The 17534-nt window shown below is 37.6% G+C and carries 17 protein-coding genes; 1 reads left to right on the top strand and 16 read right to left on the bottom strand.

Annotated features, from left to right (window positions below):
* Positions 1-22: 22 nt before the first annotated feature.
* From rpoD to rpsU, 11 genes are all read right to left on the bottom strand, one after another.
* Positions 23-1261, bottom strand: coding sequence for an RNA polymerase sigma factor RpoD (gene rpoD / locus AB3217_RS05530; protein ID WP_084254215.1), 1239 nt, complete (start codon positions 1259-1261; stop codon positions 23-25).
* Positions 1262-1284: 23 nt separating this feature from the next.
* Positions 1285-3114 carry a DNA primase gene (gene dnaG / locus AB3217_RS05525; RefSeq protein WP_057782253.1) on the bottom strand — a complete coding sequence of 610 codons (1830 nt, stop codon included), beginning with the start codon at positions 3112-3114 and terminating at the stop codon, positions 1285-1287.
* Between the two features lie 789 nt (positions 3115-3903).
* On the bottom strand, positions 3904-5982 hold the full coding sequence (gene glyS / locus AB3217_RS05520; RefSeq protein ID WP_367365782.1) for a glycine--tRNA ligase subunit beta: 2079 nt from the start codon (positions 5980-5982) through the stop codon (positions 3904-3906).
* Positions 5982-6890, bottom strand: coding sequence for a glycine--tRNA ligase subunit alpha (glyQ, locus tag AB3217_RS05515; RefSeq protein WP_057782743.1), 909 nt, complete (start codon positions 6888-6890; stop codon positions 5982-5984). Before glyQ ends, glyS begins: the two co-directional genes overlap by 1 nt.
* Positions 6891-7158: 268 nt before the next feature.
* Positions 7159-7917 (bottom strand): DNA repair protein RecO, encoded by a 759-nt coding sequence (recO, locus tag AB3217_RS05510; RefSeq protein ID WP_057782741.1) that lies wholly within the window; start codon positions 7915-7917, stop codon positions 7159-7161.
* A gap of 12 nt (positions 7918-7929) precedes the next feature.
* Complete coding sequence (gene era, locus AB3217_RS05505) at positions 7930-8847, bottom strand: GTPase Era (RefSeq protein WP_057782739.1); 918 nt, start codon at positions 8845-8847, stop codon at positions 7930-7932.
* Between the two features lie 15 nt (positions 8848-8862).
* The gene (locus AB3217_RS05500; protein WP_068804969.1) at positions 8863-9261 is read right to left on the bottom strand and encodes a diacylglycerol kinase family protein; all 399 of its coding nucleotides are present in this window, start codon (positions 9259-9261) and stop codon (positions 8863-8865) included.
* Positions 9245-9721 carry an rRNA maturation RNase YbeY gene (ybeY, locus tag AB3217_RS05495; protein ID WP_057782734.1) on the bottom strand — a complete coding sequence of 159 codons (477 nt, stop codon included), beginning with the start codon at positions 9719-9721 and terminating at the stop codon, positions 9245-9247. Before ybeY ends, AB3217_RS05500 begins: the two co-directional genes overlap by 17 nt.
* 20 nt (positions 9722-9741) lie before the next feature.
* Positions 9742-10710, bottom strand: coding sequence for a PhoH family protein (locus AB3217_RS05490; protein WP_068804894.1), 969 nt, complete (start codon positions 10708-10710; stop codon positions 9742-9744).
* Positions 10711-10751: 41 nt separating this feature from the next.
* Complete coding sequence (locus tag AB3217_RS05485; protein WP_057782730.1) at positions 10752-11195, bottom strand: GatB/YqeY domain-containing protein; 444 nt, start codon at positions 11193-11195, stop codon at positions 10752-10754.
* Positions 11196-11261: 66 nt separating this feature from the next.
* Positions 11262-11447: a 30S ribosomal protein S21 gene (gene rpsU / locus AB3217_RS05480; protein WP_068804896.1), complete on the bottom strand. Its 186-nt coding sequence runs from the start codon at positions 11445-11447 to the stop codon at positions 11262-11264.
* A gap of 201 nt (positions 11448-11648) precedes the next feature.
* Between rpsU and AB3217_RS05475 the strand changes: the two genes are divergently transcribed.
* A complete protein-coding gene (locus AB3217_RS05475; RefSeq protein WP_068804899.1) occupies positions 11649-12461 on the top strand; it encodes a pyruvate, water dikinase regulatory protein in 813 nt (270 codons plus the stop codon).
* Positions 12462-12562: 101 nt separating this feature from the next.
* Here AB3217_RS05475 and AB3217_RS05470 read toward each other — a convergent pair whose 3' ends face one another.
* The 5 genes from AB3217_RS05470 to AB3217_RS05450 form a co-directional block, all read right to left on the bottom strand.
* Positions 12563-13456 (bottom strand): IS3 family transposase, encoded by an 894-nt coding sequence (locus AB3217_RS05470; protein ID WP_087128590.1) that lies wholly within the window; start codon positions 13454-13456, stop codon positions 12563-12565.
* Positions 13453-14127: a helix-turn-helix domain-containing protein gene (locus AB3217_RS05465; RefSeq protein ID WP_100078201.1), complete on the bottom strand. Its 675-nt coding sequence runs from the start codon at positions 14125-14127 to the stop codon at positions 13453-13455. Before AB3217_RS05465 ends, AB3217_RS05470 begins: the two co-directional genes overlap by 4 nt.
* 107 nt (positions 14128-14234) lie before the next feature.
* Entirely contained in the window at positions 14235-15155 is a 921-nt protein-coding gene (locus tag AB3217_RS05460; RefSeq protein ID WP_068804902.1) for a deoxyribonuclease IV, read from the bottom strand.
* A 3-nt stretch (positions 15156-15158) separates the two neighbouring features.
* Positions 15159-16370 (bottom strand): CDP-glycerol glycerophosphotransferase family protein, encoded by a 1212-nt coding sequence (locus tag AB3217_RS05455; RefSeq protein ID WP_068804905.1) that lies wholly within the window; start codon positions 16368-16370, stop codon positions 15159-15161.
* The gene (locus tag AB3217_RS05450; protein WP_068804908.1) at positions 16371-17522 is read right to left on the bottom strand and encodes a CDP-glycerol glycerophosphotransferase family protein; all 1152 of its coding nucleotides are present in this window, start codon (positions 17520-17522) and stop codon (positions 16371-16373) included.
* Positions 17523-17534 lie beyond the last annotated feature (12 nt).

Below are 17534 nucleotides of genomic sequence, written 5' to 3'. Positions count from 1 at the left end.
AAATTAATAAGCCAAATAAATATTATTCCAAGAAATCTTTCAACTGTTTTGATCTTGAAGGATGACGTAATTTTCTTAAAGCCTTTGCTTCAATCTGACGAATACGTTCACGCGTAACACCAAACACTTTACCAACTTCTTCAAGTGTTCGCGTCCGACCATCGTCTAACCCAAAGCGCAGTCGCAAGACATTTTCTTCTCGATCAGTCAAAGTATCCAAAACGCCTTCTAGTTGTTCTTTTAACAATTCATAAGCTGCATGATCGGCAGGACTAGTTGCATCCTGATCTTCGATGAAGTCGCCTAAATGAGAATCATCTTCTTCACCAATTGGTGTTTCCAATGAAACTGGTTCTTGAGCAATCTTTAGAATTTCGCGAACCTTTTCAGTAGGCATATCCATTTCAGCACCAATTTCTTCAGGTGTGGGTTCCCGACCAAGATCTTGAAGTAACTGTCGTTGAATTCGAATTAACTTATTAATGGTTTCAACCATGTGAACTGGAATTCGAATTGTTCGTGCCTGGTCAGCAATGGCACGCGTAATTGCCTGACGAATCCACCAAGTCGCGTAAGTGGAAAACTTGAATCCCTTACGATAATCAAACTTTTCGACCGCCTTCATCAGGCCCATGTTACCTTCTTGGATTAAGTCCAAAAACTGCATACCACGACCGACATAGCGTTTTGCGATTGACACAACAAGTCGTAAGTTTGCTTCTGCTAGTTCCTGTTTAGCACTCTCTTCACCTTTTTCGATTCTTAAAGCAAGTTCAACTTCTTGCTTAGCCGTCAACAAAGGTACGCGACCGATTTCTTTGAGGTACATCCGAACTGGATCATTGATCTTAACGCCAGCTGGAGCTTTAGTATCATCTAATTCTTTTTTTGTAATTTTTTGAGCTTTTAAGGCACGTGTACTGGGATCACCATTCTCGTCTACAACGCTAATACCAGCATCTTCAACCTTTTGAATGAGATCATCAATTTGACGTGCATCTAATTTAAAAGGAATTGCAATTTTATCAGAGAGTTCGTCATACTTAAGCTGCTTACCAGCTTTATTTGCCTTAATCAGCGCATTAACTTCTTTTTTGTAGGCCTTAGTATTAAATACATTATCCGGACTTTTTGCAGATACTGATTTCTTAGCTGCTGTTTTTCTTGTCGTTTTCTTTGTAACTGCTTTCTTTGGTGCAGTCTTTTTAGTGGTGGTTGCCTTTTTTTCAGTTGTTGTTTTGCTTGTAACTTTTTTTGCCATAGTTAAGTCCTCCCATGAACGTGTTAAGCATCTTGGCGCTGGCGATATAAATCAATTAGCTCAATTGCTAGTTTTTGTTGTAGTTCCGTGTTACCCATTTTCTTTGCTTCATCGAGTGATTTTTTCTTGGAGGTGATTTGTTGACTAAGTGGTGCCTCTGCCATGATTACTTTAACATAGTCGTTAACAGCTTGATCAATGTTTTCAACATCCAAATCTTGTAAATCTAATTCTGCAATCACATTTTGAAGCTCATTGTCGTGCACAAAGTCCATGAAAGCAGCTGAATCGTAAGAATCATGATTCTCGAAGTAGCCGGTTGCCAACATATAGATAGTTTGATATTTTTCATGCACAAAATGAAAATCTGGCAATCCAGAAAGCTTCAGCCAAACGTTATGATCATAAAGTAAATAGTTCAGTAATCGTTCTTCCGCAATCTCAACTTTTCCTAGCTTTACTTGTTGTCGATGATATTCTCGACTGATGGGTGGTGCCGGAGTTTGAGTAACTTGCTGCTGATGATTATTGACACTTTGCTGTGATCGCATTTGTCGCAATTGATGCGTCAGATCTTGCGCCTGAACCCCGAAATCTTTAGCTAATTGGTTGAGATATAAATCTTGTTCTACTGTAGAACCTAATTGACTGATTTCCTTTAGCGCTCGCTCAATGTAAGTTAATTGATCAGCTTCATTATTTAAATTAAAATCTCGTTTTAAATAGACCAGCTTGAAAGCGGTTGGTGTTAAACGAGCCGAATGGACAATTTCTTTAAACTGCTCAAATCCATGTTGACGAACGTACTCATCTGGGTCCAGTTTATCGGGAATTTCAATGACACTCAGTTTTAGTCTGCTATTTTGGCCAAAAGCATCAAGAGCACGATTAATCGCCGCTTGTCCAGGATCATCGCCATCATAACAAATGTCAAGTTGTGGCGTTGTTCGCTGAAGCAAATAAATTTGGTCATTGGTAAAGCTTGTTCCCATGGAAGCAATGCCATTCGTTACTCCTGATTGATAAGCCGCAATAACATCCATAAAACCTTCAAATAAAATTGCTCGCTTTTCTTGACGAATAGCCGATCTAGCAATATCAAAATTATAAAGGACATTACCTTTACTAAAAATTTTAGTTTCTGGGCTGTTAATGTACTTAGCCTGAGAATCCGCTTTGTTTAAAATTCTCCCAGAAAAAGCAATGACGTGACCTTGAGGATTTTTGATGGCATACATCACTCTTCCCCTGAAACGATCACGTAAATTTCCTTGTTGATCTTCAATAAATAAACCAGATTGACGCAATAACTGATAATCAATCTTTTTTTCATCAAAGAATTCTTTTAATAGTTGCTCACCAGGCGCAAAACCCAGTTGAAATTTAGTGATGACTTCATCAGTTAAACCTCGCCCATGCAAATAATCTAATGCTGGTTGTCCCATTTCAGTATTCAATAAGACATGTGTATACAGCTTTGCAGTTTGATCATATAAACTAATCAGCTGGTTTTGCTCACTATTTTGAGCGGCATTATTAGTTGTCGCCGTGTACTCAGTTGGAATTTTGATGCTCGCAAAATCTGCAATTTGTTTAACGGCCGCTGGAAACTCAATGTGATTAAGTTCCATTAAGAACTTAAACACATTTCCTCCTCGACCACAACTAAAGCAGTGAAAAATTTGTTTCGATTCCGAAACCGAAAATGACGCTGTCTTTTCTTCATGAAATGGACAAAGTCCAAAAAAGTTCTTTCCTTGTTTTTTTAATTGAACATATTGACCAATCACATCAACAATGTTCACAGAGGTTCGAATTTGATCAATAAGATCTTCTGGAATTGCCTTTGCCAAAAACGATTTCCTCCTCTCGAGCGCACACTAAGCCACGATATCGATACATATAAAATAATACCGCCCTGCAATAAAAAAAGCAATTAAAACGATTTAATAAAACTTAGCCAGTTTTCTAATCAATATTATAGGACAGCATACAGTGCAAGCCTTAATTTATTATCAAAAATAATCTTCATTTAAACTACAAAACGTAATCAGAATGAAGATTATTTAATTAACTAAAGGTTGAAAGTATCAAAATTATTATATCAGTGTGTTGATTGCAAAGATTAGACTTAGTCTGGAAGCAAATGGGCTCAGTAGTGTCTTTTATCTTAGCGGGTTTCGCTTAGATAAAGGCCGAGCTTGGAGACGTGGCTTGCGGCTCCAAGTCGTGCCCACTATTCCGCCTAGTAATGATGATTTTCGTTCCGAAAATCTTTCTTGCTCCTGTCGATGTCGATTCTTGTGGCAAGCTCGGCCGCAAGAACTCGCACTATTCCGTCTAGTAATGATGATTTTCGTTCCGAAAATCTTTCTTGCTCCTGTCGATGTCGATTCTTGTGGCAAGCCCGGCCGCAAGAACTCGCACTATTCCGTCTAGTAATGATGATTTTCGTTCCGAAAATCTTTCTTGCTCCTGTCGATGTCGATTCTTGTGGCAAGCTCGGCCGCAAGAACTCGCACTACGTTCCAGCCCAAATTTGCTAGAAGACGGCATTTTATCTAATTTTGTTACTATGAACATTTTCGTATTAAGAAACAAGATAAGTTTTTGTGGTTTCAACCTATAGTAATTGACAATTACTATTTCACAATCAATTCTTTTAAATTACCAATTGAGAAAATTAATCTAGCTAAAATTGTGAGTTGATTTAACCGATTTTTGCGAATTTTTTTGTCGTCAACCATAATCATGGTTTGATCAAAGTAAGTTTCAATTAATGGACGCAGTTTCTGTAAGGCTTGAAAGTTCTCATTCAGGGTCCGGTTTTTAGCCTCTTTACGAACGCCTTCAACCGCGTCAAACAAGTGACGCTCTGAATCATTTTCAAACAGTGCAGGATCAACAACCAAATCACGATTTGAAAGATTGGCCTTTTCAGAAATCCGTAAAACTCGTGTCAAGGCTTCGATATTTCCCTTGAAATCAGCATCATTTTTATGAGCTTCCAGCACTTTAGCCGCATCCAACATATTTAAAATATCGGAGTTAGTTCCCTTTGTAACAGCTTCGACAATGTCATAACGCGCATTCTTATTTGAGAACCATTGACGAACACGATCCTTTATAAATTCTCGAACATCAGAAGCATGTTGGTCAAAGTCTAAATCAAAGGTTGCTTTATGGTTGCGCAAATCTTGAAGGAATTGCTTTTGCAAACTTTGCATTGGAAAATGCCAGTTTTGATCACGCGTAATGCGAACAATGCCCAGTGCCTGTCGACGTAAAGCATAAGGGTCATTTGAGCCAGTTGGAATTAGATCAACAGCGAAGAAACTTCCAATATCATCAAACTTATCAGCAATTGCTAAAACGGCACCTACTTTTGTAGCAGGTAGAGCACCATCAGCGCTTACTGGCATATAATGTTCCCGAATGGCTGTAGCAACCGCGGGAGTTTCATTTCCAAGCAGTGCATACTTTTCACCCATAACGCCTTGTAATTCAGGAAACTCGCCTACCATTCCAGTAACAAGATCAAATTTATAGATCTCACTTGCTCGTTTAACATCAGCCAGTTCTTGGTCAGTCAAACCAACATTTTTTCCAAGTTCTTGGGCAATAACTTGAACTCGTTGCATCTTTTCATACATAGAACCAATTTTATCGTGAAAACTAACTTTTTTAAGTTTTTCAACGTAGTAATCAATACTGTGCTTTTGATCTTCATGATAGAAGAACGCTGCATCTTCCAAACGTGCGGTAAGTACTTTTTCATTCCCGCGAACAACATTTTCTAGATAATTCTTGTTGCCGTTACGAACTGAAATGAAATTAGGTAGAAGTTGACCTGATTTATTTCGGGCATAGAAGAAGCGTTGATGATCCCGCATTGAAGTAATTAAAACTTCTTCAGGAATTTCAAGATATTTTTCGTCAAAATGACCCGCAAAAGCAGTTGGCCATTCAACCAAATTATTAACTTCTTCCAACAAGTCCGGATCAACCTCAATATTCCAGCTCTTTTCATTGGCAATTTCGTCAATTTGGTCTTTAATTAATTGTTTTCTTTTTGTTGCATCCGCAATAACAAAAACTGATTTTAACTGATCTTCATAATTCTGAGCCTTTGCAATCGTCACTGGCTTACCAAGGAAACGATGCCCCTGAGAAACGTTACTTGCCTGAACATCTAAAATTGAAAATGGCACAACTTGATCATCTAGAAGAGACACCATCCATCGAATGGGACGAATATATTTGAAACTATAATTTGCCCATTTCATCATGGTTGGGAATGTCATTTTTTCAACAACCGTTTTTAATTTTGGTAGTACATCGGCCACATCTTGACCAATCGTCTTCTTAGTGACGTAAACATATTCGGTTCCTTTAAGCTCTTTAAACGTAATGTCGTCAGTTGTGACCCCTTGGCCTCTTGTGAAGCCCATTGCAGCCTTTGACCAATTGCCATCTTTATCCATTGCAATTTTTTTTGCTGGGCCTTTAACTTCTTCTTCTTCATCCGCCTGGCGATCGGCTAATCCATTAACTAAAACTGCCAACCTTCGTGGTGTAGAAAAAGTTTTGATGGTTTCAAATGTGATTCTTTCGTCATCAAAAAAATCAGTCACCCGTTTTTGTAGCTGTTCAATACTTGGGGTCACAACATGGGCCGGAATTTCTTCTAAACCAATTTCAAGTAAATAGGAATGTGTCATTATTTTTCTGCCTCCTCTTTACGATCCGAATCTTTTAAAAGTGGGAATCCAAGCGATTCGCGCTCTTGAACAAAAGCCTTAGCAACCGACTTTGCCATATTACGAATTCGTGATAGATAGCCAGCCCGCTCTGTTACAGAAACTGCGCCACGAGCATCCAACAAATTGAATGTATGACTACACTTTAAGATATAATCATAGGCAGGATGAACCAGACCGTTTTTAATCTGGGCTTTAGCTTCACGTTCATAGTCATCAAACAGTTGTAACAACATGTCCTGATTACTTTCTTCAAAGGAATATTTTGAGTGCTCATATTCGGGTTCTTTGAAAATTTCACCATATTTAACGCCATGACCCCATTCCAAATCAAATACTGAGTCCACATTTTGAATATATGAAGCTAATCGTTCCAATCCATAGGTGACCTCACTAGTAACTGGTGAAACTTCTAAACCACCAACTTGTTGGAAATACGTAAATTGAGTAACTTCCATGCCATCAAGCCAAACTTCCCAACCAACACCGGCACAGCCCATTGATGGGTTTTCCCAGTTATCTTCAACGAAGCGAATATCATGTTCCAGTGGCTCAATTCCTAAGGCCTTTAAACTGCCCAAATAGAGTTCTTGAATATTTTCCGGTGAAGGCTTCATCACTACTTGAAATTGGTGATGTTGATAAAGACGATTAGGATTTTCTCCGTAACGACCATCAGCGGGGCGACGTGAGGGCTCTACATATGCCGCATTCCATGGCTCCGGGCCAATGGCTCTTAAGAAAGTATAAGGACTCATTGTTCCTGCTCCTTTTTCAGTATCATAAGCTTCCATTAACATACAACCCTGGTCGGACCAATAATGTTGTAAGGTCAGGATAATATCTTGAACAGCTAATTTGTTTACCATTATGTGTCTCCTTTTTTATTTTGAACACAAAAAAACCTACGCAGAAATAATCTACGTAGGGACGATTTATTCGCGGTTCCACCCTACTTCTGACAAAAGTCAGCAGCTTAATTTGCGAACTCCGAAACGCCAATTATTTAAACACACTGCTTAGTTCCACCAGCCTAAGCTCTCTTGAAGTCTATTTAAAAATCCTTTTCATCATTGTTCAGTATTAAATTCATTTCTATACTAGAATAATTACGCGCTAAAGTCAATGTTCAACGGCCTAATTCCATGAATTCATGGTGTCAATAAAATGTTTGCTTTTTAAGCTCAAACCAACCTCATCTTGATAGATAGTATCGATCAGCGCTTTTAATCTCAACTTGGTTTCCGTTCGAACTTTGATTGAACGAATATTTTTAAGTTGCACAGAACTTAATCGCTGCAAATAAAAGATTGTGCGCCGGTCAAGATGGGATCGCCTAGGATCAATGTGCCAATGATTCTGACAAAGCATCCCACCTGAAGCTTCAGAATAATCTAGCGGTAAATCCGTTCGATGACAAACAATACATTGTTGCCACTCTTGCTGAACTCCAAAAGTTGGTAAAAGTTGTAGTTCAAATATATGGCTAATGATTTCTGGATCAAAACCATTATTGATCATATCTAATGCATCTGATGCCATATCAAACCAGACTGGAATGGCTTGATTATCTGAGAACGCCGAATCAATTAAATTTAAAATATACGTGATATAAGCATTACGTTCAATATCTTGATTAATTTGCTCAAATTGGGTGAGCTTTTTTTCTGCATTTAAATAACAAAGGCCTTTTTCTCTAATTAAGCCCACATACGTGCCTCTTGTGAAGGGAAGAATGGCAGCTGCTAATTTAAAACCTCTTTTTCTGGCCCCACGAATGTAAAACATTTTTTTGCCAAATTCGCGAGTAAAAAACTTTACCAACTGGTCACGTTCTCGATAATCTTTGCGAAACATGACAATGCCTTCAAACTGTGCTGTTGTTTGTACTGCCATTAAAACTTACCCTTAATAGTTATCTTTCCGATACCCATATGATTGCAAAAGTGATTGTTTATCACGCCAACCTTCGGAAACCTTTACCCAAAGTTCAAGATAAACTTTGTCACCAAGAAGTCTTTCAATATCTTCACGAGCTAAAGTACCGATTTTCTTTAGCATTTGCCCACCATGTCCAATGATAATCCCTTTTTGGGTGGGACGATCAACAATAATTGTAGCCTGAATATGAATTTTTCGTTTGTCTTGCCGTTTCAAACTTTCAATGACTACTGCTACAGAATGTGGAACTTCTTGTCTAGTTAACATGAGGACTTTTTCCCGGATTAATTCCGCCGCTATGAAGCGTTCCGGATGATCAGTTACTTGGTCATCTGGATAGTATTGAGGGCCTTCAGGTAATTCTGCTGCCAAAGTATCAATAAATTCGGAGACATTGTTACCTTGGATAGCCGAAATTGGGACCACTTCTTTCCAATCCACAGCATCTTTATAGTCGTCCATAATCTCAAGTAATTTGTTTGGATTAATGAGATCAATCTTGTTGATAACCAAATAAACCGGCTTTTTAATCTGTTTCAGATGTTCAATGATGAAGTTATCACCCGCACCCCGTTCTTCATTAGCACTAATCATGAACATTACGGCATCCACTTCATTTAACGTGGATAAAGAAGATTGCACCATAAAGTCACCCAATTTATTGTGAGCCTTATGGATTCCAGGTGTATCAATGAAAATAATCTGTTCTTTATCAGTGGTATAAATACCCTGAATCTTATTTCGTGTCGTTTGAGGGACGTTACTCATGATTGCAATTTTTTGACCAATTACGTAATTCATGAATGTCGATTTTCCGACGTTAGGTCGCCCAACAATTGCAACAAAACCAGAATGAAACTTTTTGTTCTTGTTTGAATTTTCCAAAGTATTTCTCCTATTCTAATGGATTAAAAGCATCCAAATCTTGGGAACAAAAATACATAATCCAATAATTCCCGAAAAACAAGCTGCAATCAAAACTGCACCTGCAGCCATATCCTTAATGTGTTTACCTAACTCACTATAAGTCTTTTCAGTCACTAAATCTACCAAGTTTTCAGCAACAGTATTAAAAGTCTCTGTCACCAACATGGATCCAATACAAGCAATAATCCAGTACCATTCAGGACCTGTCAACCGCAATCCCCAAGCAAACAAAATAACGATAACCGCCCAAATACTATGAATACGCATGTTACGTTCTTCACGAAAAATACGAATAACGCCACTCCAAGCATGGACAAACGATTGCTTAAAAGTATGATTTTTTTCAGTTTGCTTTTTATCTTTTAAGGCCATAAGCATTCAAAATTTCTTTCTGAAGAGGAAACATAATTTTTTGATCTTCGGGCTTAATGTGATCATAACCATTTAAATGTAAAAAACCGTGTACACATAGAAAACCAAGTTCTCGTTGATAAGAATGACCCAAGTACTCTGCCTGTTCTTTAACTTTATCAACCGAAACCATGAGATCACCAATGTTGGGGGTTATCTCTTCTGCTAACTCGTCATCTAAAATAATCGGGTCTTCATCAGAATCATCTTCAATCGCAAAACTGATAACATCGGTTGCCCGATCAACTTGACGATAAGTTTTATTAATTTCATGAATTTCATCATTATGCATTAAAGTCACAGACATTTCAGTATTTTCTGCTAATTTCAGATAATTACCAGCAAATTCTAAAACGTTTTGAATTAATTCAATGTTTTCCTTAGGTTCTTCTTTTGTATGGTCATAAATTTGAATATCCATAATCTAAATCGACTCCATTTTTAATTTGATTTATGTCCCTCATAAGCGTTTATAATTTCTGCTACCACTGGATGACGCACAACATCTTCTGAATCAAAACCGACAAATCCAATGTGCCGAACGTTTTGCAGAATTCGTTGTACCTCAACTAATCCACTACGAACACCATGGGGTAAGTCAATTTGTGTGATATCCCCATTTACAATCATTTTTGAGCCAAATCCTAAGCGAGTTAAAAACATTTTCATTTGTGCACTGGTTGTATTTTGTGCTTCATCAAGAATAACAAAAGCATTATCCAATGTTCGACCCCGCATGTATGCTAATGGTGCAATTTCAATGACACCTCTATCAATCAATCGAGTAGTATGTTCAGCACCAATGATTTGATAAAGAGCATCGTAAACCGGACGTAAATAAGGATCGACTTTTTCTTTGAGATCACCAGGAAGAAAACCAAGGCTTTCACCAGCTTCAACGGCTGGGCGGGTCAAAATTAATTTATCAACTTCGCCCCGTTTTAAAGCAGCAATTGCCATCACAACTGCTAAATATGTTTTCCCAGTTCCTGCCGGGCCAATTCCGAAAGTGACGTCGTTTCGTTTAACAGAATCAACGTACTGTCTTTGACCATAGTTTTTAACCCTTACTGCTTTGCCCTTATTATCCTTAATTAGGGTTTCCTTATACATATCTTGAAAATAGTTCAAAGTACCTTTATCAGCCATTTTCATTGCACTGACAACGTCTGCACTGTTCAACTGAATGCCTTGTTTAACAAGTGACAAAAGATTTTTGAACACGTTTACTGTTCGTTTAACTGGCTCCTCTTCACCTGAAATGGTGATTTTTTCTCCAAACGGATGGATTGAGACCTGCATGCCTTCTTCAAGAATTTGCACAAATTTATCTTGGTTACCAAGAAGCGACATTTCTTCGCTTGGATTTGATAACAGAAATTCCTTTTCAACTGTTTTTTGTTCAGCCAAGTGGTATTTGCTCCTTAATTAATGTTTATTTTGCTACGGTTCTAGCTAAGTTGACTCTTTACTGCCTGATTAACCAACTTACCATCTGCTTTGCCTTTAACCTTAGGCATTACAGCACCCATTACTTTACCAAAATCAGAGGTGCTGCTTGCCCCAACCGAAGCAATCGTATCTGCAACAATTTTTTCAATTTCTTCTTTGCTTAATTGCTGAGGCATATATTTCCCAACAATTTTGAGTTCGGCTTCCGTGCCTTTAACTAAATCGTCACGGTTACCTTTTTTAAACTCTTCAATAGATTCTTTACGCTGTTTATATTCACGAGCAATAACCGTTTGAGCTTCTTCGTCACTCAATTCGTGGTTTACCTTAACCTTTTCATTCATCAACGCCGCTTTAATCATTCGAATAACACTTAAAGTATCCTTGTCTCTGGCTTTCATTGCTGTTTTCATATCGTCTGTAATTGTTTGTACTAGGCTCATCAGTATATCCCCTTATCAAAGTTTATGATACAAAAAAAGCTCCTGATTTTTCAGGAGCATTAAAAATTAGAAGCGTTTCTTGTTCTTGCGTTTTCTTGCAGCTTCTGATTTTAACTTGCGTTTTACACTTGGCTTTTCGTAGAATTCACGTTTACGATATTCTTGTAAAGTACCTGATTTAGAAACTGTACGTTTAAAGCGGCGAAGAGCGTCATCAAGTGACTCGTTTTTACGAACGAATGTTTTTGACATTTTGAATCCCTCCCTCCGAGCTCTAAAGTAACGACAAACTTATTGAATTAAATCTGTGTTCTTTATTATTATACATAACATAGATTTTTACGTCAACAAAACAATTGCGGTTTTTTAAAATTCATTTGAAAGTTCATAAAACCGTTTTCATTCCCGTCCCTGTATGGTAGACTTAACTTAAAAGGATGAGGGTGATTGATTATGTCAACAAAAGTATTTATAATTTCTGATTCAGTTGGAGAAACTGCAGATTCTGTAGCCAAGGCTGCTTCTGCTCAATTTCCAAATGAAAAATTTGAATTTGATCGTTATCCGTTTACACAGACAACGTCTTTACTCGATGGCATTTTGAAACGTGCAAAACGTCAAAAAGCCATGGTATTTTCTACATTTGTTAATCCAGAACTAAATAAGTTTGCAAAAGATCAATGTGAGCAAGCCAAAATCTTGTATTATGATGTTTTAACCCCTGCAATTTCGCTTTTTAAACAACAAACAGGTCAAAAAGCAGGTAATAAACCTGGGACTGTGCATAGTTTAGATGAAGGCTACTTTGACAAAATTGCTGCAATGGAATTTGCCGTAACCTATGATGATGGTAAAGATCCGACTGGCTTCTTAAAGGCTGATATTGTGCTTCTTGGTGTTTCTCGGACTTCAAAAACACCACTTTCTCTTTACTTAGCTAATAAAGGATTTAAAGTTGCCAATCTACCACTTGTACCACAAGCTGCAATTCCTGATGAAATTTGGAAAGTTGATCCTAAAAAAATCTTCGGTTTAACTACAACGCCAGAAGTTTTAAATGATATTCGACGGCAACGAATGATTTCTTATGGTTTAAATCCAGATTCTTCATACTCTAACACGGAAGGAATCAAACTCGAGTTAGATTACGCTGATGAAATCTTCAAACGTTTGGGATGTTTAGTCATCAAAACTTCTAATAAATCCATTGAGGAAACTGCAACATTAATTATGGAAAGTCTCGATGTGGATGTAAGCGAAGAATAAGAATTTTACAAAAAGAGTGAATAAAACAAGACAAAGTCGGCAAAAACTGTACTAGGCCCTGTCAAGTTGACAAATGAAATAATATAAATTTTAACATGTATCTAAATGGCTTCATTCCAGTATTCATCTGGGGTGAGGCCATTTCTTTGTGCTGAACGGTTGTGGTGATTAAAGTAGATGATTCCTTCTTCAACTAAGCTCACAAGTTCTGGATAGGTTTTCGCCATTGGGTGACGATCCATCCAGCGTAGCTTAAATTCATTCCACCAACGCTCCATTGGTGCGTTATCATAGGGCGTGCCAGGCCGTGACATACTACGTCTGACCTGGAATTGATCCATAAATTGGTTAAACGATTTCGAGGTATATGCCGTGCCTCGGTCTGTATGCACCATTGGATGCACATCGCCTGCTTGAGTAAAAGCCCGTTGAAAAACTTGAATTTCTGCGGCACTTGTTTCCGTAATGCTGAGATTATAGGCCAAAAGTCGCCGACCATAAAGATCCAAAACGCCGCTCAGGCGCACCTTGTATTCACCGTTAATACCATATGACAACTCTGTTGAGTCAGAAAGCCAGACTTGATTGGGCGCTGTCACTTTAAATTTTCGATTCAATACGTTGTCCTGAATATACTGTTCCGATTGCTTTACACGGTTATGTTTTTTCTTGCGAATCTGACAATGAATATCTAGTTCACGCATTACTCGACGGACCTGCTTAAATGTAACTGGGAAGTTAATTTGTTCATCTTGGCGTAAATTTTCCAATAAATTACCAGCTCCAATTCCTTGATGATGAAAATCAAACCAGTATTGTGCTCGTTCTTTAAGTCGTTGATCCCGTAATTCCCAAACAGTTTCTTGGCGTTTGAGTCCTTTGTTGTATGCTTGTCGGCTGACGCCGATAATTACCAGTAGCTTTGTGATTGCTCCATGATGACCTTTACTGACGTCCTTAATTGCCTGGTAAGCCAGTTGATGCTGTTTTTTCACCCCTTGTACCGTAGTTCCTGAAATTTTTTTATGAAGGCCTCATAAAGTTCTTTGTCTTTTAATTGCGATTCTAACTCACGAATTCGTAAATTAGCCTTATCCAAATCTGTAAGTGCTGCTTGTTTTTTGTGATGACCACGATTATCTACGAGGAATTCATAGCCTCTTTCATGAGCCTTAAGCACCCAAGAACGTGCTTGTTGATAGGAAACCTGAAAATGAGTGGCAGCTTCGCTATAACTATGTTTATCTTTGGTTACATACTCTACAACTGCAATTCGTTCTTCAACAGTAGTTTTTCTACCCATAGTGAGGACCAACTTTCTAGATGGTGACATCGTCACCGTTTTGTCCTCATTATACCTGGAAATCCAGTTTACTAATTGACTTGTTGAACGTAAACCAAATTTAAGAGCCACTTCTGCAAGCGAATAGTCACCATTTGAATACGTGTGAATTGCCTCTAACTTTAATTTCTGTGAATAATGTTTATTCTGACGTGCTTCTTTTAATCCCTCAAAACCATCACGCTCATAACGTTTTAACCACGTTCTAAAAACATTACCATTAACATTATGTTCTCTCGAAAAGGCCTCACTAGACATTTTTGATTGCCTGAATTGCTCAAGCAAGGTTAACTTTTCAAGTTCTGTATACTTAGCTCTGGGCATACAAATATCCCTCCATAGTTATTAGATGAATTATATTATTTCATCTGACAACCATAAAGGGATTATTACAAACTATGTTTTTGCCGACTTTGTTTTGTTTTTTTAATTTACTTTAAAAACGCATCAAATTCAGTTTGTTCAAGTACATCGGAAACTAAATCAGGATTAAACTTTTCTGCTCTCAGCATGGCAATTTCATAACCATACGGCGCATATTTTTGTTTAACATCATTAGGATCTGGAATCCACGGAGTTTCCATAATCTTTGGAACCGCCGTGAGTTGAGGATGGTGGACTATTTTATTCAGCGTTTTAAATCCAATTGTGCCCAGACCAATATCTGCATGCCGATCTTTATGACTCCCCTGCGGATTTTTGGAATCATTCAAATGGATAACCTTTAAATAGTTCAAACCAACTTTTTGGTCGAACTCTTCAAGAACGTCGTCAAAGTGATCTCGAATCCCATAACCTGCATCACTCGTATGACAGGTATCAAAACAGACAGCAATCTTATCCTGCAACTTTACTCTTTTAACGATTTCAGCAATCTCTTCAAAAGTTTTCCCGACCTCAGTCCCTTTTCCGGCCATCGTTTCGATTGCAATCTGAACATGTTGATCTTCAGACAGGATTTCATTTAATCCCTGCACAATCTGATCAATTGCAGCCTGTGGCCCAGCTCCCACATGGGCTCCTGGATGTAAAACAATTTCACTCGCACCCAAGGCATCCGCCCGTTTGATTTCATTCTTTAAAAAATTGACCCCAAACTCGAAACTTTCCGGCTTTTTTGTGTTTCCTAAATTCACAATATAAGGTGCATGAATGATCAAGTTGCTTAGCGAGTTTTGCTGCATGAGCTTTTGACCCTCAGAGATCCGAAGCTCTTCAATCGGTTTGCGCCTCGTATTCTGCGGAGCACCTGTATAAATCATAAACGTATTCGCTTTATAAGCAATTGCATTTTCTACTGAACCCAAAAACATTTTAGGTGCTTTCATACTTACGTGAGATCCTAATAACATGCCTTATTCCTCCTCGTAAATTCCAATCGCTTTAATAACTTGTTTTGCAGCGGTTCCTTTTTCCCAACTTGTAAATTTCTTCTGAAACTCATTAAACTGACGGTCATAGTTGGCAAACGTCCCCTCAAAGTCAAACACCGAGAGTTGTTTATAAAATTCCGTTGACGTGGTCACAATTGGGCCAGGACATTCTTCTAAATAATTAAAATAAAAACCTCGTAGTTTACCTGCATAGTGATCTAAATCATAAGGGAAAAAGAGCATTGGTCGATGCAAGTTGGCAAAATCAAACATAACTGATGAGTAATCGGTAATAAGCAAATCACTAATCAAATAAAGTTGATTAATGTCAGTATCAGCTAAAATTCTCACACGTTTTTCAAATCCACGAATATCAATATGATCTTTAACCAAATAATGAGGTCGAATAATCAGAATTGTATCACGTGAAACTAGCGAAAAAAACTTTTTTAAATCAAACGGTAAATCAAAACGATAGCGTCCCTTATAAATAAACTCATCATCCCGCCAAGTTGGCGCGTACAAAACTACTTTAGCATCACTATCACCAAGAATTTTAAGTTTTAAATGACGAATAGTGTCTAAATTATTATCTAAATACAACACATCATTACGCGGGTACCCCGATCGGATAAATTTATTATTAAAGCCAAATGCACGTTTGAAAATGGCTTCTGAATAAGAATTAGGAGCAATCAAATAATCCCAACGTGCTGATTCTTTTTTAAAGGCTGCATGATATTCTGTTGTGGTTGTCCCAGGAATCTCCACATTTTCAATATCCACACCTAATTTTTTTAACGGTGTTCCGTGCCAGGTTTGCACATATGTAGTTCCCCGATTCTTATGCCACCACAATGGCATGCGTGAATTAAACACCCAGTATTCCGCACGTGCAACAGTCCATATCCATTTAAACGACCAACGTTTTAGTATCTGAATTTCTGGATATGTTCTTTTTACTTCTTCAAAACGTCGACCCTTAATGCCAAAAAACAAGGAAGGTGCATACTCTGGATGGGTCAAAACTAATTCTTGATAGATTGCTGCAGGATTATCACTAACATCTTGCCCATTAAAACTTTCAAAAATAATTAAGTGGCGTTTAATAGGCAAACAAATAAGACAGTCATTGATTAATATCAAAAAGTAGCGGATTAGAACTTTGATGAGTTGTCCAATCATATGAAACATTTAAAAGCCACTCCGTTTCATCAAAAAATCAATTATTCGTTCCGTACCCTTACCATCATTATATTGATTCCACGTTTCATTAATTGCCATAATAATACTTTTTTGGTCTTCTGGATTTGCAAAAAAACGTGAAAGTTGATCAACACTAGTAATCATAATGGCATGAAAGTCATCAGAAAAATCCCTTTGTAAACCAACTTTCTTTTCAAAATCGTTTTGGTCAAAGGTAAACAACCCAATATTATGCGCATTATCAAGCAAAGTATAATCAAATAAAATAGACGAGTAATCCGTGACAAGTGTATCGGTAACCGTTAATAACTCATCTGTTGAGATTTTTGGATCAATTGAAGTAATAAAAGATTCTTTTTGCTCCCATTGCTTTTCCAAATCCTGTAAATGAGGATGCAACCGTAAAATTAAAACGGTATTTTTTGGTAATTTCAGATTTTCAAATCCCGGAGCAAAAGAAAATTTGACTCCCTTCCGATAGGTCGGCGCATATAAAATCAAACGCTTGTCCTTTAGTTCAGGGTAACGGGTAAAAAATTTATCTCTTGCTTGAGTAACCCAATTTTTATCACTAAATTTATCTGATCTTGGGTAACCCAATTTGCGCATTTGATGACCATCTAGACGATAATTTATTTGAAAAATATCAGCCATTTTTTGAGAACCAACGAAAATATCATCCATCACATCGTAAACCCGTTGAAATCGGACTTGCGCTGATGGACGTCGTCGTTCAGTTGAGGGATCACTGAATCCGAATTCTTTAATAGCCCCATTTGCATGCCATAACTGTGACACTCGCATCCGTTTTGTTTTGATAATTCCTCCCATAAAAGGATAGTAATTATCAATTAAAATTAACTTACTACGCATTAATTGAGGGATTAACTTAAAAAATACAAAAGAGCCATTATCGAATTCCGTTAATTGAATGGTTTTAATAGTTTTTAATTCTTGAACATCGTTTTCAACCTCATGCTGATAATAGACATTCAGTTTTAGTGGTGCAATTCGTTCTGCTAAACGGCTAACAAACTCATTATTATTTCCAAAACTCATTAAATAAGTGACTTGTGTTTTTCTTTGCCCAGCAAATAATAGCGAACATAGTCGAACGAGAAACATATAAATATTCTTCATTTCGCTTGCTCC

It is taken from the genome of Pediococcus parvulus, assembly GCF_964063155.1.
In the GTDB taxonomy this organism is placed as follows: Bacteria; Bacillota; Bacilli; order Lactobacillales; family Lactobacillaceae; genus Pediococcus; species Pediococcus parvulus.
The sequence above is the reverse complement of the archived record's forward strand: the minus strand, read 5'-3'. Positions and strand labels throughout refer to the sequence as shown.

Coding starts and splice junctions, on each gene's coding strand:
- recO (WP_057782741.1), bottom strand. CDS start 7,917: ATGGCAGTACAAACAACAGCACAGTTTGAAGGCATTGTCATGTTTCGC.
- AB3217_RS05450 (WP_068804908.1), bottom strand. CDS start 17,522: ATGAAGAATATTTATATGTTTCTCGTTCGACTATGTTCGCTATTATTT.
- glyS (WP_367365782.1), bottom strand. CDS start 5,982: ATGACACATTCCTATTTACTTGAAATTGGTTTAGAAGAAATTCCGGCC.
- AB3217_RS05500 (WP_068804969.1), bottom strand. CDS start 9,261: ATGGCCTTAAAAGATAAAAAGCAAACTGAAAAAAATCATACTTTTAAG.
- AB3217_RS05465 (WP_100078201.1), bottom strand. CDS start 14,127: ATGCCCAGAGCTAAGTATACAGAACTTGAAAAGTTAACCTTGCTTGAG.
- AB3217_RS05485 (WP_057782730.1), bottom strand. CDS start 11,195: ATGAGCCTAGTACAAACAATTACAGACGATATGAAAACAGCAATGAAA.
- AB3217_RS05460 (WP_068804902.1), bottom strand. CDS start 15,155: ATGTTATTAGGATCTCACGTAAGTATGAAAGCACCTAAAATGTTTTTG.
- rpsU (WP_068804896.1), bottom strand. CDS start 11,447: ATGTCAAAAACATTCGTTCGTAAAAACGAGTCACTTGATGACGCTCTT.
- AB3217_RS05475 (WP_068804899.1), top strand. CDS start 11,649: ATGTCAACAAAAGTATTTATAATTTCTGATTCAGTTGGAGAAACTGCA.
- AB3217_RS05455 (WP_068804905.1), bottom strand. CDS start 16,370: ATGTTTCATATGATTGGACAACTCATCAAAGTTCTAATCCGCTACTTT.
- ybeY (WP_057782734.1), bottom strand. CDS start 9,721: ATGGATATTCAAATTTATGACCATACAAAAGAAGAACCTAAGGAAAAC.
- rpoD (WP_084254215.1), bottom strand. CDS start 1,261: ATGGCAAAAAAAGTTACAAGCAAAACAACAACTGAAAAAAAGGCAACC.
- glyQ (WP_057782743.1), bottom strand. CDS start 6,890: ATGGTAAACAAATTAGCTGTTCAAGATATTATCCTGACCTTACAACAT.